At 35.8% G+C, this 20,332-nt stretch carries 21 protein-coding genes; 7 read left to right on the top strand and 14 right to left on the bottom strand.

Features of this window, described 5'->3' with window-relative positions; translation table 11 throughout:
• The 4 genes from NYE61_RS20600 to NYE61_RS20585 form a co-directional block, all read right to left on the bottom strand.
• Positions 1-1,407 carry a DEAD/DEAH box helicase gene (locus NYE61_RS20600; RefSeq protein ID WP_303448177.1) on the bottom strand — a complete coding sequence of 469 codons (1,407 nt, stop codon included), beginning with the start codon at positions 1,405-1,407 and terminating at the stop codon, positions 1-3.
• Positions 1,408-1,489: 82 nt separating this feature from the next.
• Positions 1,490-2,332, bottom strand: coding sequence for a DegV family protein (locus NYE61_RS20595; protein ID WP_303448178.1), 843 nt, complete (start codon positions 2,330-2,332; stop codon positions 1,490-1,492).
• Positions 2,333-2,605: 273 nt separating this feature from the next.
• Positions 2,606-3,298, bottom strand: coding sequence for a response regulator transcription factor (locus NYE61_RS20590; protein ID WP_095311127.1), 693 nt, complete (start codon positions 3,296-3,298; stop codon positions 2,606-2,608).
• A 174-nt stretch (positions 3,299-3,472) separates the two neighbouring features.
• Entirely contained in the window at positions 3,473-4,603 is a 1,131-nt protein-coding gene (locus tag NYE61_RS20585; RefSeq protein ID WP_095311125.1) for a sensor histidine kinase, read from the bottom strand.
• 169 nt (positions 4,604-4,772) lie between these two features.
• Between NYE61_RS20585 and NYE61_RS20580 the strand changes: the two genes are divergently transcribed.
• On the top strand, positions 4,773-5,429 hold the full coding sequence (locus NYE61_RS20580; protein ID WP_303448179.1) for a YigZ family protein: 657 nt from the start codon (positions 4,773-4,775) through the stop codon (positions 5,427-5,429).
• A gap of 36 nt (positions 5,430-5,465) precedes the next feature.
• On the opposite strand, the gene NYE61_RS20575 is transcribed toward NYE61_RS20580, so the two are convergent.
• Positions 5,466-5,630, bottom strand: a complete 165-nt coding sequence (locus NYE61_RS20575) for a hypothetical protein (RefSeq protein WP_158586267.1) — start codon at positions 5,628-5,630, stop codon at positions 5,466-5,468.
• Between the two features lie 133 nt (positions 5,631-5,763).
• Entirely contained in the window at positions 5,764-6,273 is a 510-nt protein-coding gene (locus NYE61_RS20570; protein WP_316246659.1) for a VanZ family protein, read from the bottom strand.
• Between the two features lie 319 nt (positions 6,274-6,592).
• Between NYE61_RS20570 and NYE61_RS20565 the strand changes: the two genes are divergently transcribed.
• From NYE61_RS20565 to NYE61_RS20555, 3 genes are read left to right on the top strand one after another with little or no spacing between them, the layout of a single operon-like run.
• Positions 6,593-7,777 (top strand): carboxylate--amine ligase, encoded by a 1,185-nt coding sequence (locus tag NYE61_RS20565; protein ID WP_095311121.1) that lies wholly within the window; start codon positions 6,593-6,595, stop codon positions 7,775-7,777.
• A gap of 22 nt (positions 7,778-7,799) precedes the next feature.
• Positions 7,800-9,275: a UDP-N-acetylmuramoyl-L-alanyl-D-glutamate--2,6-diaminopimelate ligase gene (locus NYE61_RS20560; protein ID WP_303448180.1), complete on the top strand. Its 1,476-nt coding sequence runs from the start codon at positions 7,800-7,802 to the stop codon at positions 9,273-9,275.
• A gap of 29 nt (positions 9,276-9,304) precedes the next feature.
• Positions 9,305-10,048: an amino acid racemase gene (locus NYE61_RS20555; protein ID WP_095311118.1), complete on the top strand. Its 744-nt coding sequence runs from the start codon at positions 9,305-9,307 to the stop codon at positions 10,046-10,048.
• Between the two features lie 335 nt (positions 10,049-10,383).
• Here NYE61_RS20555 and motS read toward each other — a convergent pair whose 3' ends face one another.
• From motS to NYE61_RS20515, 8 genes are all read right to left on the bottom strand, one after another.
• Complete coding sequence (gene motS / locus NYE61_RS20550) at positions 10,384-11,160, bottom strand: flagellar motor protein MotS (RefSeq protein WP_095311114.1); 777 nt, start codon at positions 11,158-11,160, stop codon at positions 10,384-10,386.
• Between the two features lie 294 nt (positions 11,161-11,454).
• The gene (locus tag NYE61_RS20545) at positions 11,455-11,784 is read right to left on the bottom strand and encodes a helix-turn-helix domain-containing protein (RefSeq protein WP_095311112.1); all 330 of its coding nucleotides are present in this window, start codon (positions 11,782-11,784) and stop codon (positions 11,455-11,457) included.
• A gap of 78 nt (positions 11,785-11,862) precedes the next feature.
• Positions 11,863-11,991 carry an anti-repressor SinI family protein gene (locus NYE61_RS20540; RefSeq protein ID WP_251659211.1) on the bottom strand — a complete coding sequence of 43 codons (129 nt, stop codon included), beginning with the start codon at positions 11,989-11,991 and terminating at the stop codon, positions 11,863-11,865.
• Between the two features lie 247 nt (positions 11,992-12,238).
• Positions 12,239-12,877, bottom strand: coding sequence for an LPXTG cell wall anchor domain-containing protein (locus NYE61_RS20535; protein ID WP_251659212.1), 639 nt, complete (start codon positions 12,875-12,877; stop codon positions 12,239-12,241).
• Positions 12,878-12,909: 32 nt separating this feature from the next.
• On the bottom strand, positions 12,910-13,482 hold the full coding sequence (locus NYE61_RS20530) for a signal peptidase I (RefSeq protein WP_095311107.1): 573 nt from the start codon (positions 13,480-13,482) through the stop codon (positions 12,910-12,912).
• Positions 13,479-14,342, bottom strand: a complete 864-nt coding sequence (tapA, locus tag NYE61_RS20525; RefSeq protein ID WP_303448181.1) for an amyloid fiber anchoring/assembly protein TapA — start codon at positions 14,340-14,342, stop codon at positions 13,479-13,481. Before tapA ends, NYE61_RS20530 begins: the two co-directional genes overlap by 4 nt.
• 155 nt (positions 14,343-14,497) lie before the next feature.
• On the bottom strand, positions 14,498-15,064 hold the full coding sequence (locus tag NYE61_RS20520) for a TasA family protein (RefSeq protein WP_158586316.1): 567 nt from the start codon (positions 15,062-15,064) through the stop codon (positions 14,498-14,500).
• 99 nt (positions 15,065-15,163) lie between these two features.
• Positions 15,164-15,796, bottom strand: a complete 633-nt coding sequence (locus tag NYE61_RS20515; RefSeq protein ID WP_303448182.1) for a TasA family protein — start codon at positions 15,794-15,796, stop codon at positions 15,164-15,166.
• 558 nt (positions 15,797-16,354) lie between these two features.
• Here NYE61_RS20515 and NYE61_RS20510 point away from each other — a divergent pair.
• The 3 genes from NYE61_RS20510 to NYE61_RS20500 all read left to right on the top strand — a co-directional run bounded on the left by NYE61_RS20510 (position 16,355) and on the right by NYE61_RS20500 (position 20,311).
• Positions 16,355-16,957, top strand: coding sequence for a class D sortase (locus NYE61_RS20510; RefSeq protein ID WP_095311100.1), 603 nt, complete (start codon positions 16,355-16,357; stop codon positions 16,955-16,957).
• 261 nt (positions 16,958-17,218) lie between these two features.
• Entirely contained in the window at positions 17,219-18,163 is a 945-nt protein-coding gene (locus NYE61_RS20505; RefSeq protein ID WP_303448183.1) for an LCP family protein, read from the top strand.
• A gap of 129 nt (positions 18,164-18,292) precedes the next feature.
• Complete coding sequence (locus tag NYE61_RS20500) at positions 18,293-20,311, top strand: penicillin-binding transpeptidase domain-containing protein (protein ID WP_303448184.1); 2,019 nt, start codon at positions 18,293-18,295, stop codon at positions 20,309-20,311.
• The last annotated feature ends 21 nt before the right edge of the window (positions 20,312-20,332 follow it).

Here is a 20,332-nt window from a genome sequence, read left to right as displayed (position 1 = left end):
TTAAAATCCTCCTCTCTTATTCATTTCTTTTATAGAAGTAATGGCTTCATGTATAGCTTCTGTCTTCCCTTGATGGAATAAGATTACTTCCCCCGTCGGATCATCCGGGCTCCTTCCTGCTCTTCCAGCAATTTGTACAAGTGCCGCTTCATCAAAGACATCATGCCCCGCATCCAATATGACAACATCGACAGAAGGGAATGTTACCCCACGTTCCAAAATGGTTGTCGTAATCAAAGCAACTATTTCCTTTTCTCTGAAAGCTTGAACTTTTATTCCCCTATCAGGATCTTGGGCATGGACAGATTGCAGCTGCTTAGCTGAATGTAGTAATCCAGTTTGCAGCAGGAGAATTTCAAATGGTTTTTGCAATTTTTCAGCAAGCATAATTGTTGGAGTGAATATCAATAGCTGTCTGCCTGGGTTTTTCCGGTTTTTCAACCAGTTTATAATTGTTTTTGGAATTGTTAAGTTTTGGAGATCACGTTTTAAACTAAAGCACATTTTAGCTTTGGGGACAGGTAAAGGTTTGCCGTGAAAGCGAAGTGGGACGAATATGTGTGGTAATTGTTTACGTTGGATTCGTTTGCGCTGTTTACTGCGTGGCGTTGCCGTTAAATAAACCGTAGCACTTTCGGACTTTTTGGCTCGATTTGCAGCATATGGCAAGGACGGGTCTGCGTGAAATGGAAACGCATCGATTTCATCAATGATTATGACGTCAAATGCTTCCTGATAACGAAGTAATTGATGTGTTGTAGCGATAATCAGCTGAGCTGTTCCAGCTTTATCTAAACTACCACCATACAATGCTTGGATCGTTACTGCTCGAAATGCCTGTTGCAGTCTGGGGTATAATTCTTTCACCACATCAGCTCGTGGTGTGGCTAAGCAAACGCGCTTCCCGCATATTAATGCCTCTGTAATGCCTGGAAATAGCATCTCTGTTTTACCAGCCCCACATACAGCCCAAATAAGCGTTTCCTTTTCATTTATACGGATAGCACTAACAATACGATCAGCAGCTTTTTGTTGCGCAACTGTAAGACTTCCCTCCCATGTACAAGGACTTTCATGCCGCGGCCAAATCGGCTTTTCGCCTGTCCACAAATAAAGTTTTTCACATTCACTAACTCTCCCCATCTCAATACATTTACGACAGTAAACATGGGTAGATTCACATTGAGTACACGGAAACTTTCCAAAAAGAGAGGACTTTTCATTGCCACATCGCTCGCAATGAAGATGGAAGTTTTTTTCTTTGATGGGTTTTAGCGGAGTAAATTGTTTCGTTGCAAGTAACTGTTTGAAGGCTGTATCATCTAGAGGTATTTCTCTTCTTAATAATAATTTTCCAGCGAAATGCAAGTGGTATTCATCCTGTTTTATCGTAATTTTGTTTGCCATGAATTCACTCTCTTTCTCATGATTTCGTCATTCCCAGACTCACGGCTGGAAATGACGATTATTTTTTATATTGGTCAGCTGACTATTTCACATACCAACCAACACCGATAGCCCCTTCGCCTAGGTGGGTGCCAATAACAGGTCCAAAATAGCTAATTGTCGCTTCCATCGAAGGATACTTTTGTAAAAATGCATCTCGTAGTTCCAGTGCAGATGCTTCATCATTACCATGGATGAAAACAACAGAAAGGTCTTTTCCTTTATTGGCATCTTCCTCAAGCATCCCAATAATTCGGTTGATCGCCTTTTTACGTGTACGAATTTTTTCAAATGGTACGATAAGTTTTTCAGAGAAATGGAGGATTGGCTTTACTTGCAAGAGACTTCCAACCAATGCCTGGGCACCTGAAAGACGGCCACCACGTTGCAAGTTAGTTAGATCGTCTACCATAAAATAAGCTTTCATGGTTTCTTTCATCTCATCTAATCGTTGAATAATCTCCCCAACTGCCTTCCCTTGTTCAGCCATTTTTGCTGCTTCCAATGCATAGAAACCCTGTACCATACAACTCATTTCGGAATCATATGCATAAACATCAATCCCATCTATCATTTCTCCAGCACTAATAACTGTTTGATACGTCCCGCTGATGCCACTGGATAGATGGACGGACACAACTGCATCATAATCTTTTTTTAGCTCTTCTAATTTGGTCGTTACATATCCGATGGAAGGTTGTGAGGTTTTTGGTAATTGCTTTGTTTCTCTTACTTTTTGATAGAATTCTTCTGTTGTAATATCTATTTCTTCCTCATAGGATTTATCTCCAAAGACAACGCTAAGCGGAACCATATGAATATTGGCTTTTTCTCTTATTTCAGCAGGTATATATGCTGTGCTATCTGTCATTACAGCAACTTTCATAACCTATCTTCACCTCTAATACGATTTATGTCATTTTTTATTTTACCTCAACTTTTTCTAAAAAGCACTTGTTATTCAGTTTCTTCTCATGTATGTTTTGAGATTGGTAGAAAACCTATCTAGGAGCGCAATTTTGTTGATGATGCATGCAAAGAGGTATTTCTTTTTATCGAAAATTCGCGGATTAGTCGTTCAATCATAATTACCCTATAGATACACACGAAAAAATACCCTGATGATCAGTACCATCAGGGTATTTTAAGAACAATGCAGCTAGATGACCTCAACCCAACCTTTACGGATAGCTGAAACTACTGCCTGTGTACGATCGTTTACATTCATTTTTTGTAAAATATTACTTACATGGTTCTTTACTGTCTTTTCACTGATGTATAAGGTTTCAGCTACTGCACGGTTACTTTTGCCATCGGCCAGTAACTGCAATACCTGACATTCACGCTTTGTAAGCAAGTGTAATGGTTTGCGGTATTCAATACCTTTATCAGCGATACTTGAACTGTTTTCTCTAGCGAGACGTCGATATTCTTTCACTAGATTATGTGTAATTTTCGGATGTAAGTAAGAACCGCCATCACTGACCACTTTAATCGCTTCAATTAATGAATCGGAATCCATTTCTTTCAATAAGTAGCCTTGTGCTCCAGTTTTCAATGCATGTGTCACATAGCTTTCATCATCATGAATAGATAGAATAATTACTTTCGTATTTGGAAAGTATCTTACTAAATCAGCAGTCGCCTGCACTCCATTTATTTCCGGCATATTTATATCCATTAAGACAACATCCGGATTGTTCTCTTTAACCAGTTTAGACGCTACTGCACCATTATCACCTTCAGCTACTACTTCAAAAGATGGCTCAAAATCTAGTATTCTTTTTACACCTTCACGAAATAATTTGTGATCATCTATTAATACAATGCTAATTTTTTTCTCTGTATTCATTGCCTTTATTCCTCCCACATACTAAATACTAGTTCTTTTACGCCCTATTATGATTATGACAGATCATTTTTCTTTCTCTATATATGAATTTTCTTTTATGAGATTAATGATGCATGTTTCATTCATTTTATTTGCATCAATAATTCTATATAACCTATTATATACGTAACCTGATTAATAGGGAACTTTTATGATAATCGCTGTCCCCTTACCTGGGGAGGACTGAATATGTAACTCTCCTTCTAACATTTCCACCCTTTCTCGCATCCCAATTAAACCGAAAGATTTATCCTTTTTCAAGCTAACATCAAAGCCTTTTCCATTATCTTTAATAACCATTGTTAAGCTGTTTCTACGTATTTCTAACTTCACTTGAATTTGACTAGCTTCACTATGTTTTATTGCATTTTGAATGGATTCTTGCATTAATCTAAAAAATGCAACCTCATATTTTGAATTAAGTCGCTTTTCTTCTCCAAAGACTGAAAACTCTATCGGTACTTTGCTGTAGTCTGAAATACTGTCAACGTATTTTTTCATGGTAGGCACAAGTCCAAGATCGTCTAATGCCATTGGTCTAAGGTCGTAAATGATTCTTCTTACCTCATACAATGAGGAACGTACCATTTTTCGAACACTTTTAATTTCTTCTATCGCATCGTCCATCGAACCATTACGAATAGTTCGTTCAACAATCTCAGACCGAAGTAAAATGTTCGCAAGCATTTGTGCTGGTCCATCATGAATTTCTCTGGATATTTTTCGTCGTTCATCTTCTTGCGCTTCAATTATCTTAAGACCAAATTCCTGTTTTTCCTTAGCATTTTCAATCATTTCATTTACTTGTCTAAAATCATCCTGCAAATAATTAAGAATAACAGAAATTTTCCCAGCCAAACCCTCTGCTCGATTGATCGTATGAGTTAACGTAATTAACCTTCTTTCTAATTCGTCTCGTTTATCACGTAAAGCTTTTTCTTCCTGACGTAAAATAGCCAAATTGGTTTGCATGAGATGGGTATTTTCATACACTTCGCGAATATCTTCCTCAGAATAGCGCTCGAAGTATTTACTAACCTCTGCTAACCGCTTCCTTGAAAATCGTACGCGTTCTTCTAACTTATCCCCATTTTCAATATGCTGCAGCACTTTTTCTTTCGTTTCTTTCAGTTCCAAAACAAGGTGGTCGTGCTCCTTGCGTGCTTCTTCACTAATATTAAAAATCTCATCTTTACTATTTTCCACAACTTCGACCATATCATCAATAACATGATCCAAAGCCTTCTCAGTTATTTTTACACTCATCATTCCCCACCAACCTGTGTTATAATTATACGTACATCGTTTTATTTTTTAAAGGGTCTTTTCCCTTTTAACCGTAAATTTCATCTGGTAATTGATATTTTTTTATTTTTTTAACGTTTAGAAAGACGATACATCTACTATCATGTTCGTTTGAGGTGAGAAAATCAAGATGCTAAAAAGCTATTTAACTGTTAAAAAGAATGGAAATGATGAATTAATCATTCAAAAATCGCGGTTTATTGGTTATGTGCGTAGAGTAGAAACTGAAGAGGCTGCCCATGAATTTATACAAGAAATTAAGAAAAAGCATGCAGATGCTACACATAACTGTTCAGCATATATTATCGGCGAGCATGACCAAATTCAAAAGGCAAATGACGATGGGGAGCCAAGCGGAACAGCTGGAGTGCCGATGTTAGAGGTTCTGAAGAAACAACAGTTGAAGGATACTGCTGTTGTCGTCACAAGATACTTCGGTGGCATTAAGCTAGGAGCAGGCGGATTAATTCGTGCATATGGTGGTACAACCTCTCAGGCGATTAAAGCAACCGGCATTGTAAGAAGAAAACTGATGCAAGGCTTTTCTATTACAGTCGATTATACTTTACTTGGCAAAACAGAAAATGAACTCCGAAATTCCGAGCATCTTCTTGAAACAATAAATTATGTGGAAAATGTTGAATTTATTGTGTACGTGAAACAAGATGAGGCAGAAGCATTTCAAAATTGGATGATTGATTTAACAAACGGGCAAGCAGAATTAAAAACAATCGATCAAAAATACATTGAAATTGATGTTACATCGAACGAAACAGAAGATGAATAAAAAAACTGCGTTCTCAAGCATGAGGATGCAGTTTTTTTATTTTGCTATAACTTGGGAATGTGTATATTTTGATAAACGCTCACTACGAGAAAGCTCACTAATTAGCTTTTTAATTAAATCTTCTGAACTAATTATTTTTTTCTTCTCTGTTTCATCGATCATCTTGCTTAGCATTTCTTTATACTTTTCTTGCTCTTTCATCAAATTCCCGCCTTTTACTTGTTTTCTAGGTTATGTTTTTACATTTAATGAGAACTGTAGCATAATTTTACATAGAACGGTGTCGAAGTGTGTCGAAAATAAAAAAATAAAATTCCGTTCATCATATCTTTCGTCAAAATTTAACATTTCTGTCTGTTCTTCTGTTTTTCCTCCAACACAATGCAATTACAAGTACTGCAAGCAACGCACCTAAACTATCTAATCCAACATCGCCAATATAAGCGGTACGATTCGGCGTCAACCCCTGATGCATCTCATCTGATACAGCGTATAAAACTGTCAGCAGATAAGAGTAAACGAGACAATGCCAACGCTTTGTATTCTCAATAGTTTTTCGAAAAGCAAGGTAAAAAAACAAAACTAATAAAAAGTATACCGTCACATGAGTACCCTTACGTATAAAGAACTCGACAAAGCCATTTATACCAAGTGTATCCACACTTATAACCGATTTATTAAACGTAAAAGATATCCAACCCACTATACTTTCTAAAAAACTTAAATCTACCATATTATTCAGGAATGGTTTAATGTCCTGCTTCTCATATGGAGTTGCTGAAGAAAAAAATATAATACACATCCAACTGATTGGGAGAACCCAATAGTAGTACTTTGTCATCATTAATCTACCAAACCTCCCAAAAAAATACAATCCCCGCGAAAATTTATTATAAGGTAATTATAATGAAATCCGCACAATTTATATAGTTTTTTTAAAAATAACGCTTTATATAGCTTTTTTTTTTATAAAAACAAATTATTTCTCTTCATTGTAAGTTGAATATACAAGCGAACTTTGTCGAGAATCAACTATACTCATATAGACATTAAGATTAGTTACCTTTATAATTAATAATCTATGAACATATTATATTAACACCTATTGACATATAACAAGTAAATAATATACGCAAACGTATTCTGTTAAGGAGTCGAAAGTAATGAATAATAAAGCTGTAATTTTAGGAAATAACTACTATTTAGGACTGAGCACTATTCGCTGTTTGGGAAAGTATGGCATACACACTGTTGCAGTGGACTATTCAGAAGAGAATAGATATGCAGCTGAATCAAAATATGTTTCGGAAAAGCTAATTGTCCCTCACTATCAAAATGAAACAAAAGAATTTATTGATGCTTTAATTGATTATGCAAAGTCACAGGACGTGAAACCAGTTCTTATACCTTGTCACGATTCATATGTGGAAGCTATTGACGCTTATTTAGATGAGATTCGTGAATATTACCTAATCCCGCAAACCGAACAAGGGCTATATACAACGGTAATGGATAAAGGCAAACTACATCAGTTAGCAGAGGAAAAAGGTATGAAAGTTCCTGAAACACTAACGATTGACACAGAAAACTTTCATGAAAAGGTCGAAAGTATTATTAAGTTTCCGTGTTTAGTTAAGCCAGTAGACTCCCCTAACTTTGTAAAGAAGTTTAGAAGAAAATTATTTAAAGTGCACTCAATGGAAGAGCTGGAAGAAAAAATAGAGCTAGCAAAAAATGCTGATCTTGAAGTTATCATCCAACGAATCATCCCTGGTTTTGATGATCATATGTATACCTTTGATGCATATCTTAATCAAGATGCTAAAGTAACCCATTGGACTACATGTAGAAAACTTCGTCAATATCCAATTAATTTTGGGGCTTCTGTCTATACCGTTCAAAAACATGTACCGGAGCTATATGAATTAGGTGCTAACTTTTTAGAAGCAATAAAATTTAAAGGCTTTGCCGAAATCGAATTTAAAAAAGATGCAGAAACAGGTGATTATTACCTAATTGAAATTAATGCTAGGATTACAAACCTGAATAGTTTACTGTACAAAGTCGGATTAAACTTCCCATACATTACGTATATGGAACTTACTGGACAACCTCTTGAACCAAAAGCTGTAAATCATAATACAAATACAGCATTTTGGTATTTTTATGAAGATATGTTAGCAGTTAAAGATTATATTAAGACTGGTCAACTGTCAGCGATGACGGTTCTTAAATCTTTATTTAGACCAAAAGCATATGCAATCTGGGACTGGAACGATCCGAAGCCTGCATTTTCATTTGCTGCAAATTTGTTCGGAAAAGTATTTCATAAGGTTACAAAACGATAGGTAATAAAAGGAGCGCTCAATTATGTTATTAACATCCATTATACAGGGCATGCAGTTTGATATAGTTCAAGGTGATTTAAATAAAGATATTAAAGCAATTGCCTACGATTCTAGAAACGTTACAAAGGATGGTATATTCGTTGCGATTTCTGGTTTTCAATTTGATGGACATGCTTTTATTCATAATGCAATTAAACAGGGGGCTTCGGTTATCATCTCTGAAAAAGCGATAACAGTTGATAAAGGGATAACCGTTTTAAAAGTAGCTAATTCAAGAAATGCGTTAGCAAATGTCTCCAGTAATTTTTATAATAATCCTACAGAAAACCTAAATTTGATTGGTATAACAGGGACAAATGGGAAGACATCAACTACTTATTTTGTTAAATCTATTTATGAAGAAGCAAGAAAGTCCATTGCGCTTATTGGTACACTAGGAACCGTGATGAATAATAAAGTAGTTAAAAATAAAAACACAACGCCTATGTCATTAGATCTTCAATATTTCTTCTCAGAAATGGTCACGGAAAAGATCGATAATTGTATTATGGAAGCATCATCCCATGCAATAAGCCTACAGCGTGTAGCATATAGTAAGTTCAATACGGCAATTTTTACAAATCTATCACCTGACCATTTAGAACTCCATAAAAATATGGAGGAATATTTTGGGGAAAAAGCAAAGTTGTTCAAAATGACCAGCGATTACAACATTATAAATGCCGATGATTACTATGGACAACAATTGATTGAAATGGTTAAGAACGATAATCCAAAGTTAATCACGTATGGTATTCATAGTAAAGCAGATATCTGTGCAACGGATATCCATTATGCTTTCGATCATACTCTATATACAGTTAATACCCCGACTGGCAGTGTAAGAATTAAAGTAAATTTACCTGGCGATATTTATGTGCTCAATAGCCTAGCAGCTATTGCATGTGCTTATAGTAATGGTATTCCATTGGAAGTAATACAATCGGGTATAAACAATATCAAAACAATTCAAGGACGATTTGAAGTTATCTATGAAAAAGATGATTTCAAAGTTATTGTCGATTTTGCACACACGGAAGACGCACTCCAAAAAACATTAAGTATTATGAGACCCTTCGTTAAAGGAAAAATCATATTAGTGTTTGGCGTATACGCTGATACAAGTGAAAATGGAACAGAAAAACGACAAGGTATGGGTAGGGTTGCAGCTGAATTTGCTGACTTTTCTATTGTGACACTTGATAATCCAAAACAACATAATCCATCCATTATGATAAATGAAACAACAGAAGCTATCATTCGTAACAATGGTGACTTTGAAGCAATACCAGACCGAGAAAAAGCAATCCAGCATGCAATCCGTATTAGCAAAGACAATGATATGATCGTAATTGCTGGTAAGGGGCATGAGACAACACAAATTATAGGAGATACAGAAATTCCTTTTAATGAAAAAGAAATTATTTTAGATGCCTTAGCTGAAAAAGTTTCACTCTAATAAATATTTTAATAACCGGTGGTGGTATAATGACAGACAAAAAGCTAGGTGTGATTGGCGGAATGGGTTCTTTAGCCACAAAAGTATTTTTTGAGAAAATAATAGAAAATACGGTTGCATCCAAAGACCAAGATCATATCGATATGATTATTCTTAACCATGCTACATTGCCAGATAGAACCAAGGCTATTTTAGAAGGTAAAGAATTGTCTTTCTTAAATGCAGTCAAACCAGATATTGAACTTCTGGAAAAGGCAGGAGTAGAAAATATAGCTATCCCTTGTAATACATCGCATTATTTTTATGAACAAATGCAAAATATGACAAAAGTAAACATTATTAATATGGTCCGTGAAACTGCAGCGTTTATTAACAAGAGATATGGAGAGAATAGTAAAGTTGGTATTTTAGCTACAGATGGCACAATTGCTACTGGTATATATGAAAGAGAATGCTTGAATTTTAACCTTAGGCCGTATCACCCGAGTGAATTCGATCAACAAAGAATTATGCGTACGATCTACAACATCAAAGCAGATGTTAATTATCAGCCTTATGAGTTGGAGGATATGATTCAACATCTGATTACAAATGAAAATTGTTCGTCTGTAATTTTAGGTTGTACAGAATTATCTTCTGTCTACTTAGATCCTGAGATTAAAAAATATTGTGTAGACCCGATGGAAGTCCTTGTAGAAAATTCAATTATCTTATCTGGAAAATCACTTAAGAGCTCCATTTTAAATCGTCACCACACCATTAGTAATCCGTAATTTAGGGGGAATTAAATTGTGTTGAAATTAAGCCAGAATGTAACGTTCGAATCTTTCATTAGAGACTCCTTCAAGGATGGTACGTACCATAGAGAATTAAGGTTAACTGATAGTGAAGTTGAAAATGTCAAAAAGATTTTTCCAAACGCCAGCATGAAAGCCATAGCGGAAACTGAATCATTGGATAAGAAATGGTATGAAGTAAATCTTAAGAATCCGCACATGTAAATTCTCCAAGACAAGTCAAACGAAAAGGCTATGATACAATACCATAGCCTTTTTCATTATATCTATAATCTATAAGCTAATACCTTTACAGTTCAAATGGAAACAATCTATTCCTCACCTGTATTCAAGATAATTATTTCCACTCTTCTGTTTTCCCGCATGTTCGCTTCTGTATCATTCGGTACCCTCGGTCTTGTCTCACCATATCCAGCTATTGAAAAGCGAGATTCATCAATATTAAACTCCTCAATCAAATACCGTACGACACTACTTGCTCGCCCACCAGATAGTTCCCAGTTTGATGGATAACGAAAACTGCTCATCGGTCGGCTGTCCGTGTGCCCTTCAACCTTTACTTCATTAGGGATTTCCATAAGCAGATAGCCGATTTCTTGCAAAAAGGGCTCCCCTTCTTCTAAAATGTCTGCTTCACCAGATTCGAAAAAAATGCTGTCCTGTAACACTAATACAATGCCTCGTTCTGTTCTATTAGCGGTAATAACCTCATTTAAATCATTTTCATTCAAATAGGATTCGATATCTTCTAATAAACCATTTAATGGATCTTCCTTTTCTGCCTCTTCTTGATTCATCACCTCTTTATCCTGTGATGGAAATTCAAATTCATTCGGCATTTCCCCCAAATCATCATCTTGGTTAATTTGCTCTGTTGGATTATCCATCGGCACAGCTGATGAAGAGAAATCAAGTATCATTCTATCTTGAAAAGATTGCGATATCGCTTTAAATTTATTCAAATCAATTTGTGACATGGAGAATAATAAAATGAAGAAAACGAGAATTAGGGTAACCATATCTGAGTATGTAACCATCCATTTCGGTGTACCTCTCTCATTCCGTTTCCTAGTTTCTCTACGTTTCATTAATGTTTTCCTCCGTAAAAAATCTAGATTAATCGTTTATCAAAATACGCTTCAAGCTATAAAATTCAATTTCTATAACTGTTTGTACACCTTTGCTATATATTATTTATATCGGCAATAATCTTACAAAGTTAATATGGATTCCAATCTTTAAAGATTTCAATATATATCTTATGCGTTTTCTTCATTGGGTATTTAATGGTTACTTGAGCTTCTTATTTCACAAGAGCAGGGAACGTGTATTACGTTGCACATCAAAAAACCGTAAAGCACGGTGCTAAACGGTTAGGTGACCTATTTATCTTGTTCTTGTCGCCATTTATTAAATTCAAGATATTCCTTAAATTGTTCTTTAGAAACTCCAGACTCCATTGCCTCTTTTACTATTTTCATCCATTCACTATCTAACTCTGTTTCAACTATCGAATTACTATCATTTATCAAATCGTTCACAGAAACGCCTAACACTTGACTGATTTTCTCGATAAACTGGATCGATGGGTTTGACTGAAGGTTTCGCTCAATCGAGCTTAAATAGGACTTCGCTACTCCCGCTTTTTCAGCAAGCTCTGAAATCGTCATCCGCTTTTCTTTTCGTAATTGTTTGATTTTTTCACCGATCAAGTTCTTCACCTACTTTCTCTGCGAATTATATCATAATTACGGTGAAGAGTTCTATTGTTAGCAAAAATTAAATCAAACTTATATCTTTTTACTTGCACTATTCAGAAACTGCCGAACTTCCTCTAACGATATACCTAGTTTTTTCGCACTTTTTATTAATGTAATCCATTCTTGATCAAACGCAACAATTTCAATTACCTTATCCACAATTCCGCCTCCATCACTAATCCAGATAATTTAGTTATTACCAGTAAGGCTTTTGACTAAAAATCCTGCCTCAACCTCAAACGCGATTACTTATAACAATCAATACATAAGCATATTTTACTATATATTTAGCATTAATTGGGTGACTTGTTTTGTCATATAGACACTAGTTTTGTAGTATAAGAAATTAAAATTGTTACTTATTTCGCACGCTATCCGTACACCTTTCCCACCTGATAAATAAGTACTATAATGCTCTTTTTCTATTGTAAAAATAGATTATCGTACCTGCTAATAACAGAATCAGCCCGATAAGAAGAAAGTTAAAAATGTCGGTTGCTGTACTTGGAAGTGGAGAACCGTCGTGAGGCGAGTTTCCTCCACTGCTAACTGCGCCAGCAATAGATTGTTCATCTCGGTCATCGCTTTCCCCTTCGGCTGTAAACAGCAGATAAAAATTTGCATTCAATCCTTGAAAATCGTTACCCAAATGTTCTGGAAATCGCACTGTGAATTCCAACGTCTCTTCACGGGAACTCTCTAACGTACGAGCGGCTAATCCATTAAAATCTTGCAGCTTACCATTGTAAAGGATTTCATCCGAGTCGCTGATTTCCAGTAATAATTCATTATAAAGTTTCATTGAATCCCCATATGGTCTAACGGATACGAAATAATCAAAATCCAATATACCGTTATTTTGTACAACAACAGATCTTGGAGCCCAATCTCCAGGTTTCATGTTATCAATGTTAAGTAGTACTTCTTCTGGTAAAATATCAATTGTTATTTCATCAGCAGCAGAAACCGATGATGGATTTGTTATATTCATAGAGAAAGCACTTAGTACAATTAATAGTAACGGAATTATTTTTGGGAGTTTCATAAGCACCTTCCTCGTATCATTGACATGTATGCCTATTTTGCATCTGCAACATTCTCTTTTTCTTCTAATTTTCTTAACGCTCGCCATATCGTAAATCCAGAATAGCCTAGCATCAATATTCCCGGAACGATCATAAATACAATACTTCCATTAGGTGATTGAGCAAAACTACCGACGTATCCAACGTAAGGAATAGTGAATCCCTCATATGCACCTACAACATTATCTGCCAAAACTGGATTGCTATCTACAGCATTATTATTATCACCTTTTGTCGTATAAAGAACACCGCTTCCTGTTTCTTTTACCTCTGTAATCCTATGCGTAATCAGTTTATTATCTTCTTCCATAAACGTAATGACATCGCCTTTTACGAAATTGCTTTTTTCTTCTTCTGTAATAGAACGTACAGCAATTATTGATCCTGTTTGAATATCAGGTTCCATTGACCCAGAAAGCACCGTCTTCAATTGATAGCCAAATACCTCTGGTTCCCCACCTGTCAACTTAGTTGATAGTACAAGAGCTGCTACACAAATCAGTAAAATCACAAGAACATTTGAAACAATTCGATTTATCCACTTTAAGACTTTCCTTGCTTTCATTCTTTCTCACCTTCCTGTTCGTTTGTTATTTCTTCTTTATTCTCTGCTTCTTTAAGATTTTGTTCTTTGCTTTTCACTGACGCGTTTACCTCTTCTTTAACTTCTTCAACTTCCGTTTCGACTTCTTCTTCAATTACCTTTTCTTCTTTATCTTTGTCTTCTTTACTTTTATCTTCCTTTTTTTCTTCCGTACTTTCGGTTTCCTCTACAGTTGATTCGGATTCAACTTGCTTCTCACCATTATCTTTCGTTTCATTCGTTTGCGGTTTTGACTCTTTTTCTTCTGTATTCTCAGTACTTTTATCTAGAGGATTTTCTTCTTTATCAGCCGTTTTCGAGGAAGGACAATTTATCTTTATCCACTTACTCCAAATCGTTTTACTACTAGAATCCCCAGCAATCTCTTTTGTCGTAAATACATAGACTCCAGGTGAACTTGCTTGGAAATTAAGTTTGGTTGATTTTCCTTTATCAAGCGGAGGGATTACCCCTTCACCTTTACCTAATTTTAGTTTCTTTCCGTGTTTTTCTGGATTTCCATTTTCAATATAATACACGTGATAAGAACTGCTTTCTTTCATATCTCCAGGTCCAGTGTTTTTTATATCTGTAGAAATTTTTACGGCCTTACAAGCTTTTATGTTGTCATTTCCTTTGGAGGTAAAACGTAAATAGCTATCCGGGTCTTCCCAAGTGCCAATCGTTACATCACCTGATGTTTCTTTCGAATTCGTAAAGTGTGCTGCTGTATCGGAAGTTACATAGTTAATTGAAAATAGAAGAACATACCAAATTAACGAAACTTTTAATAGCAGGAATAGCAATTGATTCTTTTGTTTAAATTTATTTAAACGACTCATTCGCAAACCTATCTCCGCCTTTCAAAATATCTACCTTTTATACATATTCATTAGCATGTAACTTTACGTTTTATGCTAATGAATATGTATAAATTTAATTTAGAAGGAGAATGAAAATACAATCTCCCTCTACATGCAATTACTTCATTCATTATTTATTGAAAATTAGGTTTCCCATCCCTTTGAATCGCCTCAAACTCCCATTTCAGTTTTAGGGAATCTTGTTGAAAATGATTTTGGTTCTTGTCATTTTCTACAAAACTGAATCGTACAGTAAATTTTTTAGGATTACTTTTCACCGTGAAATCTTCTAAAATCGTTTTTGGGTTATCAGTCAAATCCGCAAGCGTTTCTTTAAATACTACGTTCTCTTTTCCATTCACATGATATAAATATTCTACAAGTATGTGATCACCTAAATCGTCTCCATTATTTTTTTCGCCCTTGTCAATAACTTCGTAGGAGGAATTCAAGATAACTTCCTTCATGTCTACTGTTCCGTCATTTGTAAGTTCAAAATTTCCATTAATGGTGTCACCAGGGACGATGTTTTCTATCTTAATGATGGATTCCTTGTTTATCCCTAAGTCCAAGAGTCCCGCTGCAAACGTATTTGCAGTTTCCTCTGTATCTTTAAAGTAGGCAAATGTTCCACCCGTGACCAAACTGATACCTAGTGCAGCAGTAATGAAGCTGACGGTTAAACTTTTTTTTATGTTCAATAAGATTCTCCTCTCATGGGTTTATTGATTAGCTTATGATTATGGTATTTTTAATTTGATACTTATGTAGGAGGAGAAATACTCTCCTCCTGTTTCAACTTATCTAAGTTCGCCTTCTGTTTGATGAGCTGTAAATGTCCATTCAAGCTCTAATGCATCGCCTTGGAATTCATTTTGATCTTTACCATTATCAACAAATTCGAATGCTACGTACATATTGTCACTTGTACCAGCTGATAAGCCACTATCTTCACCATTCAATCCAAAGAAATGAGTCACCCAACTTTGGACGTTTTCTACGCCATCAGGAGTCTGATTTTGAAGATCATATAAAGTTGTTTCAGAAATTACATCATTATAATCTCCAATAACCCAGCCATCGCCAGTTTTATCCGCATTTTCTAGGAATAGTACTTTAATATGTTTAGCAAAATCATCAGTATTGTCACCCTTCGCATCAATAACATTAGTTACTGTAGATATATCAACTGTTGAAATATCAAGTGATCCTTCATTTCCTAATACAAATTCACGAACCATTATATCTCCAGGTTTTAAATTATCTACATCAATAATTACAGTTGGATCTACTGATAAATCTAAAGTACCTGCTGCAAACGTATTATTCGTAGTTTCCGAGTCACTAAAATAAGCAAATACGCCCCCACCGATTAATCCTAATCCTAATACCGCTGTTGCTACCCCTGCACCTAATTTTTTCTTTAAGCTCATTGTAAAATTCCTCCTTTAATTTTATAAAATGATTTCTTAAAAACTTGGCATGTGAAAGATTCCTAAATGGAAACCTAAGCAACATGCAAAATGGGAATTTTTATATCCCACGTAGCTAACACTCAATTGTCGCTGTTCGCTCATAAGCTACTACTTTTACTGCTAAAACGAATACTATTTAACGAACGAAGCTGGATACAGCAACAACCCTCCTTTCATATGTAACCTGACAAACCGCTATCGTTCTTTATTAGCTGTTTTTAATTCTTAATAACGAACGATTTAATTGGAGTATAATTTATTTTCCTCAAATAAGAAACACTCAAATTCGTTCATTTATCCGTTATAAAGAACTATTTACTTTTAAATTCTCCCGTTTTCTTAAATATACTGACATTTTTAATTTTTTTAATTATTTAACGACCTTTATAATGAACAACAGTTTTTTTCTTTCAAACACCCTACTCTTTTTTGATAATTCGTTTAAAAATTTAGCCTTTAAAGTATCGTTTAAATTGGCTATACTTAATGTAAGCCTAATCATAAGGAGCATGTCCTATGAAGAAAATTTCGTTGTTTATTATTGTTATCGGTTTTGCATTCCTTGCTTTTGGTGGATTTCAATGGTATCAAACGGAAACGGCGCAAAAAGAAAGCATCGCTGAAGCACAAGCTTTGCTTGATGATAAAGCATCTTTCATTTCTGCCCCATCCAAAGATCAATCTGAACTAGCTAAGGATTTCTCGCCAGATACTGGGGAAACAGTTGGTATCCTACATATTCCAAAATTGGAGGCAGACCTTCCAATCGTTGAAGGTACACATGAGGACGAGCTTGCTAAAGGTGTCGGACATTATCAAGGGACTGCCTATCCTCTGCAAAACGACCAAATTGTATTATCTGGACACCGGGATACAGTGTTTCGTCGAATGGGAGAACTAGAGATTGGTGATATATTAACAATTCAATTACCTTATGGAGAATTTTCCTATGAAATTACAGATACCAAAATAGTGGATGCTGATGATCGTACAATTATTGTTCCGCATGATGAGGAAGTGTTAACATTAACAACCTGCTACCCTTTTTCATTTATAGGTAGTGCACCAGACCGGTATATTATTACTGCGCTTCCAGTTTCTAATGACATAAATGAGTAGACTTGCAATTTTCTATTAGAAACCTAAGGCAATCGCACGCCTTTAGCGAATGTCTTAGTTGCGCTGATGTGGAAAGAAATATGCAATCACTTTCTTTTCTGCCAAAAAAAATCTATACAGCACTTATGAAATCTTCATACATTTTTCATAGACTAAATTCACTATTTCGTTTATAATTTATCCAAGATTTGATATTTTTTTACATCATTCATCATTAAGAAGTCCTATAATTTTTACATTTTAATAAAGAGGAGAATACACGTGGTATCAAGATCTGACAAAAAACAAAATAAGAAAAAACGGAAATGGCTGCGATGGGTCGTAGGAATCGTAGTTGGATTATTTTTGCTAATTGGGGGATTTGTATTTTATTTATGGAATGAAGTGGGGGCAACGATTGAAACGATGCATAATCCATTAGCGAGAGACGAAGATCCGGATCGCCAAAAGCAAATCGATTCGATTTTTTCAAATAAAGACTCGCTAAATGCTTTACTTTTAGGTGTAGATGAACGTTCAGGAGATAAAGGTCGTTCTGATACAATGATTCTAATGTCCATAAATCCAAAAACAAATGAAATCATCATGCTTAGTATTCCGAGAGATACATATGTAAATATCCCGGGACGCGGTATGGATAAAATCAATCACGCGTATGCATTTGGTGGAGTTGATTTATCTGTTCAAACAGTAGAAGAAGCTTTTAATTTACCTGTTCATGTTTATGCGAGAGTGAATATGGAAGGATTTCAACAAGGAATTGACGCTTTAGGCGGAGTTACAGTTAACAACAGCTTGGCGTTTTCAAGTGGTGGACACACGTTCCCTGAAGGCCAAATTAGCCTGAATGGCGAAGAAGCACTTGACTATATTCGTATGCGTTATGAAGACCCGCGTGGCGATATGGGGAGAAATGAACGGCAACGTAATGTTATTGCTGCAGCAATGAATGAAGCAGCTAGTTTTACCAGCATTACAAAGGTCGGAGAGATTCTTACCATTTTAGGCGATAATGTACAAACAGATTTAGATATGAAGAAAATTCAAACGTTATTTACAGACTATGCTGGTGCTAGACGAAGCATCACTACAATGGAGATAAATGGATCGGGACAAACTATTGGTGGTGTTTGGTATTATATGGTTCCAGATGAAGAGTTTAGCCGAATCACATCAGACATAACAGCTCATATGGAAGCAAAATAACAATACCCGTAATTACTAGAAAAGTCACCTGTATCTTGAAATAAACAGTGTGGCTTTTCTTCTCTGGACAAACTAATAAACTTATTTAACTAACATCTTTTCAGTTAAATAAGACTTGGGGGAATTGGTATGAAACGAATTATTATTTTATTTGCATTTCTACTCATTCTAGGTGCATGCTCTGAAAAAGATCAAGCAACACCGAATGATCGCTTTCAAGACTATGTAACACACTGGAACGAACTTAAATTTGATGAAATGTATGATTTATTTTCTGTAAATGCAGCTAATACATACTCTGAAGAACAGTCTGTATTACGCACACAAACTATCTATGAAGATATAGGTGTATCTGACCTTGAAGTGAGTTTTGAGGAATTAACGGAAGAACAGTTGGACGTAGCTATGGAAGAAGGAACGGCAACTATTCCATTTTCTGTCCAATTAGAAACACTTGCTGGACCGGTTAGTTTTGAACATGAAGCAACCCTTATTCAGCAAGATGATGAAACAGAAGATGAAGATTCAAAGAATTGGTATATTGAATGGGAAACTGGCTTTATCTTTCCTGATTTAAAAGAAAATGGTCAAATTCGTATACAGACAACGAATCCAAAACGCGGAGAAATTCTTGACCGTAATCAAATGCCACTAGCGATTAATGATACGATTTATGAGATTGGTATTGTTCCAGGCAATCTGGGTGACAATCCTGAACAGTCAAAACAGAAGGTTGCGGATCTTCTAGGAATGAGCACTGAAACAATCGATACGGCTTTGAACGCGGGATGGGTTGAGGATAATTTATTTGTCCCACTAAAAAGTGTACTTCCAGAAGAATCTTTTCTGTCCGAATTGTTAGCCATTGAAGGTGTCCAATCACAGGAAATTACTGGTCGTGTTTATCCTGCAGGTGAAGCAGCAACTCATCTTGTCGGTTATATCCGTAATGTAACATCCGATGATTTAGAAACACTTGACGCTGATCAGTACAGTGCAAACGACAAAATAGGGTCACGTGGGTTGGAACAGCTTTATGAAGAACAGCTAAAAGGAAAAAAAGGTGTAAGTATTCTTATTGCAAATGAGAATGAAGAGGATATTGTTCTTGCTGAGATTCCTGTTGAAGATGGAAAGACTATTACGACGACCATTGACATTAATATACAAGAAAAAATATTCAATACGTTTGAAGAAGATGCTGGTACAGCTGCTGCAGTTGATCCAAAGACTGGCGAAACGTTAGCGCTTGTAAGCAGTCCTTCCTTCGATCCGAATGAAGTTTTATATGGTACATCTGGTAACCTTTGGGGCGAATTAGAGGAAGACGAACGAAACCCTGTACTCAACAGATTTTCCGCTACCTTCGCACCTGGTTCTGTAATTAAACCAATTACAGGATCAATTGGATTGTCAAATGGTTCCATTGTGCTTGGTGAAGGTATAGAGATTAACGGCCTAACATGGAGTAATGGAGAAGGCTGGGGAGATTATGAAGTTCGTCGAGTTTCTACTTCTAACGGTCCTGTTGATCTTGCCGATGCATTAATACGCTCCGATAATATCTTTTTTGCGAAAAAAGCAGTTGAAATGGGTGCCGAAGCATACACAACTGGATTAAAAGACTTTGGCTTTGAAGAGGACTTCCCTTTTGAATACCCAATAACCGCATCAACTATTTCATCAAGCGGCAAATTAGATGATGAAGTCTTGCTAGCAAACGCTAGTTATGGACAAGGTGAGCTGGAAATGAATGTCCTTCATTTAGCAATGACGTATGCACCATTCTTAAATGATGGAAAAATGGTGAAACCAACCTTGCTTACAAGTGAAGAAACTGGACAAGTGTGGAAAGATGAGTTAGTTACTTCTGAACATGCAAATGCGATAAAGGATGCACTAAGAAAAGTTGTTACAGATGGTACTGCTCGAAACGCACAGGATGCAGATTTTCCGATTTCGGGGAAAACCGGTACTGCTGAGTTGAAATTAACGAATGATTCATCTGGTGATGAAAATGGTTGGTTTGTTGGCTACCCTACAGATGATCAAGATATGATTATTGCAATGATGGTTGAACAGGTACAAGATAAAGAAAGTGGTCTCGCTACGAAAAAGGTTACAGATGCATTTAAGGCAATTAAATAAAGCTATTCGTATTGAACCTTT

This window comes from Oceanobacillus sp. FSL W7-1304 (genome assembly GCF_037969805.1).
Lineage (GTDB): Bacteria > Bacillota > Bacilli > Bacillales > Amphibacillaceae > Oceanobacillus > Oceanobacillus profundus.
Note: the sequence above shows the minus strand (reverse complement) of the source record. Positions and strands in the feature narration are given on the sequence as shown.